Annotated in this window: 9 protein-coding genes; 6 read left to right on the forward strand and 3 right to left on the reverse strand. The window is 73.5% G+C overall.

Annotated features, from left to right (window positions below; genetic code table 11):
* Nucleotides 1-126, reverse strand: a 126-nt coding sequence (locus K6I33_RS36430) for a DUF6643 family protein (protein ID WP_374285876.1), incomplete at its 3' end; no start/stop codon positions are given.
* A 167-nt stretch (nucleotides 127-293) separates the two neighbouring features.
* Here K6I33_RS36430 and K6I33_RS26515 point away from each other — a divergent pair.
* A complete protein-coding gene (locus tag K6I33_RS26515) occupies nucleotides 294-1,568 on the forward strand; it encodes a TerD family protein (protein WP_229357055.1) in 1,275 nt (424 codons plus the stop codon).
* A 33-nt stretch (nucleotides 1,569-1,601) separates the two neighbouring features.
* Here K6I33_RS26515 and K6I33_RS26520 read toward each other — a convergent pair whose 3' ends face one another.
* Nucleotides 1,602-2,762, reverse strand: a complete 1,161-nt coding sequence (locus tag K6I33_RS26520; protein WP_229357061.1) for a glycosyltransferase — start codon at nucleotides 2,760-2,762, stop codon at nucleotides 1,602-1,604.
* 68 nt (nucleotides 2,763-2,830) lie between these two features.
* Between K6I33_RS26520 and K6I33_RS26525 the strand changes: the two genes are divergently transcribed.
* From K6I33_RS26525 to K6I33_RS26545, 5 genes are all read left to right on the forward strand, one after another.
* Nucleotides 2,831-3,628 carry a glutamate racemase gene (locus K6I33_RS26525; protein ID WP_229357056.1) on the forward strand — a complete coding sequence of 266 codons (798 nt, stop codon included), beginning with the start codon at nucleotides 2,831-2,833 and terminating at the stop codon, nucleotides 3,626-3,628.
* Between the two features lie 90 nt (nucleotides 3,629-3,718).
* Nucleotides 3,719-4,330: a hypothetical protein gene (locus K6I33_RS26530; protein ID WP_229357057.1), complete on the forward strand. Its 612-nt coding sequence runs from the start codon at nucleotides 3,719-3,721 to the stop codon at nucleotides 4,328-4,330.
* 110 nt (nucleotides 4,331-4,440) lie between these two features.
* A complete protein-coding gene (locus K6I33_RS26535) occupies nucleotides 4,441-4,932 on the forward strand; it encodes an NUDIX domain-containing protein (RefSeq protein WP_229357058.1) in 492 nt (163 codons plus the stop codon).
* 630 nt (nucleotides 4,933-5,562) lie between these two features.
* Nucleotides 5,563-6,954, forward strand: coding sequence for an MFS transporter (locus K6I33_RS26540; protein ID WP_308297323.1), 1,392 nt, complete (start codon nucleotides 5,563-5,565; stop codon nucleotides 6,952-6,954).
* Nucleotides 6,955-7,135: 181 nt separating this feature from the next.
* The gene (locus K6I33_RS26545) at nucleotides 7,136-8,539 is read left to right on the forward strand and encodes an NADP-dependent succinic semialdehyde dehydrogenase (RefSeq protein WP_229357059.1); all 1,404 of its coding nucleotides are present in this window, start codon (nucleotides 7,136-7,138) and stop codon (nucleotides 8,537-8,539) included.
* A gap of 16 nt (nucleotides 8,540-8,555) precedes the next feature.
* Here the strand turns inward: K6I33_RS26545 and K6I33_RS26550 are convergent.
* Nucleotides 8,556-8,910 (reverse strand): dihydroxyacetone kinase subunit DhaK (locus K6I33_RS26550; RefSeq protein ID WP_229357060.1); only part of this gene is annotated, 355 nt, incomplete at its 5' end.

The raw sequence follows: 8,910 nt of genomic DNA on the forward strand, positions 1-8,910 counted from the left end.
GGACACCCGGATCGGCGCGATCTGCGGGGTGCCCCGCTCGGCGACGAGGCTGTCGTAGATGGGGGTGTCCGGGAACGACGACGAGGCGTAGTAGCCACCGCCGTAGGTGCTGCGGGGGGAGGTCATAGCCCATAAGTTAAGCCCATGCTGTGCCGGTTGGGGAGACGGGTACGGGGGTTGTTTGCGGGGCCCGGAGGGGCGGCCCTTCGGCAATCCCATCGAACCCGGGGAAATCGGTCGTCAAGGTACGTTGGGATCGCGTAAAGAGCCGGGTCATTTCGGAGGGGTTGAGGATGGAAATGCTCAAAGGCGCCAATGTCCGGATACCTTCGCAGGTGGTACGGATCGAGCTGCGCTGGCGTCCGGGCCCGGGCGTGCCCGACGCCGACGCGTCGGCGCTGCTGCTCTCGGCGGGCCGGGTCCGGTCGGACGACGACTTCGTCTTCTACAACCAGCCGGTCCACCCCTCGGGCGCCGTGCGCCACGACGGCAAGCGCGCCGGGGACGGGTCGGTGACCGACACCCTCACCGTGGATCTCGCGGCCCTGGAGCCCGCCGTCGAGAAGGTCGTGCTCGCCGCCTCCGCCGACAGCGGCTCCTTCGGGCAGGTGCCGGGGCTGGGCATCCGCGTCCTGGACGCGGCGGCCGGTACGGAGCTGGCGCGCTTCGAGAGCCGGGACGCGACCGTGGAGACCGCCTTCGTACTGGGCGAGCTCTACCGGCGGCAGGGGGAGTGGAAGTTCCGCGCGGTGGGACAGGGGTACGGCAGCGGCCTGGAGGGACTGGCGGCCGACTACGGCATCACCGTCGACCGGCCGGCCACCCCGGTGCCACCGGCGCCGGCTCCTGCACCTGCACCTGCGCCAGCACCGGCGCCCGCGCCACTCGCCGCGCCCGCACCGGCCCCCGCGCCCGCGTCCCCGCCCGCCCAGCCCGTGCGGCTGACCAAGGTCACGCTCACCAAGGAGGCCCCGAGGGTCTCCCTCGCCAAGCAGGGCGGCACCTCCGGCGCGCTGCGGGTCAACCTCAACTGGTCGATGCGGCAACAGCCCAGGACCTGGGGGCGGCGGCTGGGCCTGGCGCTCCAGCCCGGCATCGACCTCGACCTGGGTGCCCTCTTCGAGCTCACCGACGGCACCAAGGGCGTGGTCCAGGCCCTCGGCAACTCCTTCGGCTCGCTGCATCAGCCCCCGTACATCCACCTCGACGGCGACGACCGGACCGGCGCGGTGGAATCGGGGGAGAACCTCACCGTCAACCTCGACCGGACGGCCGCCTTCCGGCGCATCCTCGTCTTCGTCACGATCTACGAGGGCGCCACGAGCTTCGCCGGCCTCCACGCCACCGTCACCCTCCAGCCGCAGCACGGGGCGCCCGTCGACTTCTCGCTCGACGAGTGCGTCGTCGCCTCCAACGTCTGCGCCCTCGCCCTGATCACCAACAGCGGTGGCGAACTCGTCGTCCAGCGCGAGGCCCGCTACCTCGTGCCCGACCGGGGCGTCAGCCCCCAGCGCACCCTGGACCGCGCCTACGGCTGGGGCCTGAACTGGACCCCGGGCCGCAAATGACCCCGGTCCGCGCGAGCCGGCCCCGGGCCCCGGTCAGGGCGTGGCCTCCGGGCGGGCGTACGTCCGTCCCTTCCAGGCCGCGCCCCGGCCCCGGTGGTGCCGGACCGCCGAGTCCACGGTCATCAGCAGGTACAGCAGCCCCGTGACCGGCAGCAGCGGGGCGAGCCACAGCGGCTGCCGGTAGTGGCGCAGCATCGGCGCGTACGTCCCCGCCATCACCGCCCACGCCAGGCCCCCGCACACCAGCGGTACGACGGCGCCGGTCAGCGCGCCCGCCACGACGGCCACCGGCGGCGCGAGGTACACCACCGCCAGCCCGGCGACCGTGCCCGCCAGCAGCGGCGGGCTGTAGAACAGCTGGGCGTAGGCGCTGCGCGAGACCATCCGCCACAGCGGCCCCAGCCCCGGATACGGCCGGACGCTCTCGACCCGGTCCGCCAGCCCCAGCCAGATCCGGCCGCCCGAGCGCTTCACGGCCCGCGCCAGCGCCACGTCGTCGATCACCGCCTGCCGGATGCTCTCCGGCACCCCGGCCCTCAGCGCGGCCTCGCGGCGCAGCAGTACACAGCCGCCGGCCGCCGCGGCCGTCCGCCCGCCGGGGCGGTTGACCCGGCGGAAGGGGTACAGCTGGGCGAAGAAGTACACGAAGGCCGGGACGATCATCCGCTCCCAGAACGTGGCGACCCGCAGCCGGGCCATCTGCGACACCAGGTCCAGCTCCCGGGACCGGGCCGCCGCCACCAGCTCCCGCAGGCTGTCGGGGGCATGGGCGATGTCCGCGTCCGTGAGCAGCAGGTACGCGGCGTCGGTACGGTCCAGGGCGAGCGCCATGCCGTGCCGCACGGCCCACAGCTTCCCCGTCCAGCCGGGGGCGGGCTCCCCGGGCGAGGCCACGGTCAGCGGCGGCCCGCCGTGCTCCCCGGCCAGGGCCCGGGCCAGCCCGCCCGTGCCGTCGGCGCTCCCGTCGTCGACCAGGAAGATCTCCAGCGGCCCCGGATAGTCCTGCGCGAGCAGGGACGGCAGGCTCCTGGGCAGCACCTCCGCCTCGTCGCGGGCGGGCACGACGACCGCGACGGCGGGCCAGTCGGCGGGCGGGGTCCGCGGCGGCAGCCCGGCGTCCGTGCGCCAGAAGAAACCCTGCCCCAGCAGCAGCCAGCACCACGCGGCCAGGGAACCCGTCACGATCCACGTCAGCGCGCTCACCCGCCGCAGTCTGCCGCAGCGGGGCCGGGCACGACGGGCACATCGATTAAAGTGACCGGGTGAAGATCGCGCTCATCGACTCCGGAAACGGCCTGCTGGCAGCGGCCGCCGCCGTGCGCCGGCTGCGTCCCGACGCCGATCTGGTCCTCTCCTCCGACCCCGCCAGCATGCCGTGGGGCCCGCGGACCCCCGAGGACCTCACCCAGCACGCCCTGGCCTGCGCCCGCGCCGCCGCCGCGCACCGCCCCGACGCCCTGATCGTCGCCTGCAACACGGCCTCGGTCCACGCGCTGGAGGCCATACGCGCCGAGCTGGAGCCCGCCCTGCCCGTGATCGGGACGGTTCCCGCGATCAAGCCCGCCGCGGCCGACGGCGGCCCCGTCGCCATCTGGGCCACCCCCGCCACCACCGGCAGCCCCTACCAGCGCGGGCTGATCCGCGACTTCGCCTCCGGCGTCGAGGTCACCGAGGTGCCCTGCCCCGGCCTCGCCGACGCCGTGGAGCACGCCGACGCGGACGCCATCACCGCGGCGGTGCGCGCCGCCGCCGCGAACACGCCCGCCGACGTGCGCGGCCTGGTCCTGGGCTGCACCCACTACGAGCTGGTCGCCGAGCGCATCCGCGCCGCCGTCGCCGAGGTCCAGGGGCCCGGTGCCCGGCCGGTGGAGCTGTACGGCTCCGCCATGGCCGTCGCCGCCCAGGCGCTGCGCCGCGCCGGTACCGCGCCCGACCCCGGCGCCGCGCCCACGGGCGGCCTGACCGTGCTGCTCACCGGCCGCGAGGGGGAGCTGGGGGCGGCCTCGCTGAGCTACGCCGAGGGCCGCGCGCTCGGCCCCGTGAGCGCCGCGCGCTCCTGAGCCCGGCCCGTCCGCTTCCCGCCCTCCCGGCGGCCCCGTCGTCCGCGCGCACCCCTGCCGCGGTGGCGGAACGTGAGTAGGCTGCCCGGTATGAGGGACCACTCCGAGGACCCGCGGGAGCAGGGGAGCGCGCAGCGCCCCGGTGACGACGAGCGGCCGGAGGCGCCCGGACAGCCCGGTCCCGCGACGCCCGCCGTCTGGACGGGGCGCGCGACCAACCGCGTCCAGTGGCTGCTGGCCGCCGCCGGTGCCGCGTGCGTGGCGCTCGGCGTCGACCTGGCCGTCGACAGCGCGTGGACGTCCGGGCTCGCCCCCCTGGTGATGGCCGTCGTCGGCTGTGTGGCGGCGGGCCTGCTGATGCTGTACGGCACGATCGCCTTCGTGCACGTGGCCGTGCGGGTCGACAAGGACACCCTGGAGATCCGTTGTGGCCACATCGGCGTACCGCGCACCCGCATTCCGCTGACCCATGTGGTCGGCGCGGACTTCGACCCCCGCGTCACCCCGCGCCAGTGGGGCGGCTGGGGGTACCGCTGGCGCCCGGAGAAGGGCACGGGCGTGGTCGTCCGGCGGGGCGAGGGCTTCGTGGTCCGGCTCGGGGACGGCCGTATGTACACGGTCACCGTGGACGACGCGGAGGCCGCCGTGCGTGTGATCCGCGACCGGCTCCGTATGCTCGGCGGCCGCTCCGCGGCAGCGTGACCCGGCCCCTGATCCGGCAGCGTTATCAGGCCGCGTGATCCGGCAGCGTGGCCCGGCCCCGTGATCCGGTCGCGGCGCACCCCCGGGGCGGGGCCCATTAGGCTCGGCGCATGGCGATCCCCGAATTCATCCGAGAGCTCCGGAACCTCATCGGCGACCGGCTGTTGTGGATGCCCGGAGTGAGCGCGGTGGTCCTCGACGACGAGGGCCGGGTGCTGCTCGGGCTGCGCTCCGACACCGGGGAGTGGTCGATCATCGGGGGGATCCCCGAGCCGGGGGAGCAGCCCGCCGCCGCGATCGTGCGCGAGGTGTTCGAGGAGACCTCGGTCCGGTGCGTGCCGGAGCGGGTGCTGCTGGTCGAGGCCCTGGAGCGGATCGTCTACCCCAACGGGGACGTATGCCAGTTCATGGACACCTGTTTCCTGGCCCGCGCGGTGGGCGGGGAGGCGCGCGTCAACGACGACGAGTCGCTGGAGGTCGGCTGGTTCGCGGTGGACGCGCTGCCGCCGATGGAGTCGTTCGCGGTGGCGCGGATCAAGCAGGCCGCGATGGACGCGCCGACGTGGTTCGCCGGGCGCGGCGGGGAGTTGGGCGGCGGCTGACGGGCCGTCATCGCTTTTGTTGATGCTCCGTCAGGGGCGGGGTGTCGTGCGTGCCCGGCCGTTGCGGAGGCGCTCCGCCGGCCGCTTCGGGCCGGTGTGATCGTAGGTCAGTTCGCCAGCACCCCCGTTCCAGCGCTCGAAGAAAAAACCGGTGGAAATTCCCTTGCGAATCCACTGATCCCAGCACCGTCCAGGGCCGTACGCGAGCACTGTTGGGAAAGAGATTGCTTTGCTAAAGTGTCCCCTGCTCATTCTTCCGAGAGTAGTCGGGGGTCAGTGAGGATGCATCGCAAAAGCATATGATCGACCGCCCTCTCACCGTCAGCGAGTGCGACCGTTCCCGGGAACGGAGAAGCGAGCCGATGATCTGGACACCGGGGCGCTCTGACCCTTGATCAGGCTTCTGATCAGGAAGAAGCCTGAAGGTCGCCCCGGCCGCCGTCCCTGCCGCTTGACGCACGGTCAAACCCCCCGGACGCATGGCGAGCCCTTGGTTCAGGGTGTTCCCGCCTGCCCGGGCTGGATTCAGGAACGCGCATGAGAAACATTCGGGCGACGCGCGAGTTCCCACTCGCATTGCGATTGCTATTGCTCAATCAGTTTGGGATCGACATTGGCTTCTACCTCCTGATGCCGTTTCTCGCGGCATATCTGGAGCAGGGCCTGGGAATGTCGGCCGCGCTCATCGGGCTGGTGCTCGGGGCGCGGAATCTCAGCCAGCAGGGCCTGTTCATCCTCGGTGGCTCCGCCACCGACCGGCTGGGGCCACGCGTGGTGATCATCACCGGCTGTGCCCTGCGCACCGTGGGCTTCGCCCTTTTCGCCTTCGGCAACTCGCTGCCGCTGCTGCTCGGCGCCTCCGTGCTCACCGGGCTGGCGGCGGCGCTGTTCTACCCGGCCGTACGCACCTACGTCGCGTTCGAGTCGGGCGACCGCAAGGCCGAGTCGTTCGCGCTCCTCAACGTCTACGCCACCATCGGTTCACTGATGGGGCTGCTGCTGGGGAGCGTGCTGTTCCTGACCGACTTCCGGTTGTGCGCCGTGGTGGCGGCGGCCGCCTTCGGAGCGCTGACGGTGGCCCAGGCGCTGGTCCTGCCCACGAAGGGGGACCCGCCCCGGGGCCCCTCCGCCACCGTCCTCGGCGACTGGCGGGAGGCCTTCTGCAACCGGCGGTTCCTGCTGTTCTCGTTCTCCACCATCGGGATGTTCACGATGGAGAACCAGCTCTACCTCCTCCTGCCCGAAGGGGCCCTTGCCGCCTCGGGCTGGAAGGGGTCGGCAGGGGTGCTGCTGGCCGCGGGCGCCCTCGCGAACATGCTGTTCCAGCTGCGGATCACCAGAGCCCTCCAGCGCAACGGGGGCGGCACCCGGTGGATCAGCTCCGGACTGGTCGTGATGGGTCTCAGCTTCCTGCCGCCGCTGCTCGTCTGCGGCGGCGGGAGCCCGGGCGGCACGGACGAGGTGGTGGCGCGGATGACCGTCATGGTGGCCGGCTCGGTACTGCTCTTCTTCGGCATCATGGTCGCCCACCCGACCGTGCTGGAGATGGTGCCGATGTTCGGGCGGGAGAGCCTGACGGGTACGTACTTCGGGCTCTTCTACGTCTTCTCGGGGCTCGCGGCCACCGCGGGCAACGCCGTGGTCGGCCGGGCCATGGACTTCGGCGAGCGCACCGGACTGTGGTGGGTGCCCTGGCTGGTCTGCCTCGCCTTCGGGCTGGCCTCGGCGGCCTCGGTGGCCCTGCTCCAGCGCGGCGGCATGCTGCCGGGGCTGCCCGTGCCGTCCGGTGCGCCGGTGGTGGAGGGGCCGGTCGTGGCCAAGGGTTCCGGTGGTGCCGTCGTCAAGCGCGCGGCGGCGCCCGTGGTCCCCGTGTCCCCCTCCGGCTCGCAGGCCGCCGGCACCCCCGTACCCGGCCGGGAGGCCGCGGCCCCGGCGAACGACGCCCTCCGGCCGCACGACCCGGCACGGCTGCCGGCCCCGTCCAGAGCCACCGACGAGGCCTCCGACCAGCCGCCGAGATAGCGGGAGAGCAGGGTGAGGGCGGTGTGGCGGAACGTTCCGCCACACCGCCCTCACCTGTGCCGCCCGCACCCGTGCGCGACCCCGTGGTCCGCACGGCGTCCCCGCCTCCGAACGGGGCGCGGCTCCCCGCCCGGCGCGTGTACGCCTTGCGCGGCCGGGCGGAGCGCCGCAGAGTCGAGGCATGCCCATCGCAACGGTGAACCCCGCGACCGGCGAGACCCTCAAGACCTTCGCAGAGCTGGGCCCCGAGGACATCGAACGGCGCCTGGCCGCGGCCGCCGCGGCCTTCCGCGACTACCGCACGACCGGCTTCGCCGAACGCTCCCGGCTGCTGCGGCACGCGGCCCAGCTCCTGGACGACGACCGCGACGACATCGCCCGCACCATGACGACCGAGATGGGCAAGCCGCTGGCCGCCGCCCGCGCGGAGGCCGCGAAGTGCGCCAAGGCGATGCGCTGGTACGCCGCGCACGCCGAGGCCCTGCTGGCCGACGAGGTGCCGCCCGAGGCCGAGGCGCGCGACGCCGGGGCGTCCGCCGCCCGCGTCCACTACCGCCCGCTCGGGGTGGTCCTTGCGGTCATGCCGTGGAACTTCCCGCTCTGGCAGGTCGTCCGGTTTGCCGCCCCCGCCCTGATGGCGGGCAACGCCGGACTGCTCAAGCACGCCTCGAACGTGCCGCAGACCGCCCTCTACCTGGAGGACCTCTTCCTGCGCGCCGGATTCCCCGAGGGGTGCTTCCAGACCCTGCTGATCGGCTCGGGCGCCGTCGAGGCCGTCCTGCGCGACCCGAGGGTCGCCGCGGCGACCCTCACCGGCAGCGAACCGGCCGGCCGCGCGGTGGCCGCCGTCGCCGGGGACGAGGTCAAGAAGACCGTCCTGGAGCTCGGCGGCAGCGACCCGTACGTCGTCCTGCCGTCCGCCGACCTCGCCCGCGCCGTCCGCACGGCCGTGACCGCCCGCGTCCAGAACAACGGCCAGTCCTGCATCGCCGCCAAACGCTTCATCGTCCACACCGACGTCTACGACGCCTTCGCCGAGCGCTTCACGGCCCTGATGGAGGGCCTGACCGTCGGCGACCCGATGGCCGAGTCGACCGACGTCGGCCCTCTCGCCACCGAGCGGGGCCGCGCCGACCTGGAGGAGCTCGTCGACGACGCGCTGCGGCGCGGCGCCACGGCCCTGTGCGGCGGGCGCAGGCCGTCCGGGTACGAGCACGGCTGGTACTACGAACCGACCGTCCTCGCCGGGATCACCCCCGGGATGCGCATCCACCGCGAGGAGGCCTTCGGCCCGGTGGCCACGCTGTACCGCGTCAACGGCGTCGACGAGGCGATCGCCCTGGCCAACGACTCGCCCTTCGGGCTGAGTTCCAACGTCTGGACACGCGACGAGGAGGAACAGCGGCGGTTCGTCCGGGACATGGAGGCCGGCGGCGTCTTCTTCAACGGCATGACCGCCTCCCACCCCGCCCTGCCCTTCGGCGGCGTGAAGCGCTCGGGCTACGGGCGGGAGCTGTCGGGCCACGGGATCCGCGAGTTCTGCAACGTCACGACCGTCTGGTACGGCGCCGAGCCCGGCGCGTGACGACGGCGGCCGCCGCTCACCTCCCCCAGCGCAGCGCGGGCGTGCTCACGGGGGCGTCGTACAGCCGCAGCAGCTCGTCATCGACCTGACACAGCGTCACCGACGCGCCCGCCATGTCCAGCGACGTGACGTAGTTCCCGACGAGCGTCCGCGCGACCGGCACCCCGCGCTCGCGCAGCACCCGGTGCGCCTCGGCGGCGAAGCCGTAGAGCTCCAGCAGCGGAGTGCCGCCCGCGCCGTTCACCAGGACCAGCACCGGGCCGGACGGACGGAGGTCCTCCAGCACCGCGTCCACCGCGAAGTCCGCGATCTCACCGGACGTCATCATCGCCCGCCGCTCCCGCCCCGGCTCGCCGTGGATGCCCACCCCC

Origin of the sequence: Streptomyces sp. UNOB3_S3, assembly GCF_020740895.1 — a bacterium.
Classification (GTDB): Bacteria; Actinomycetota; Actinomycetes; order Streptomycetales; family Streptomycetaceae; genus Streptomyces.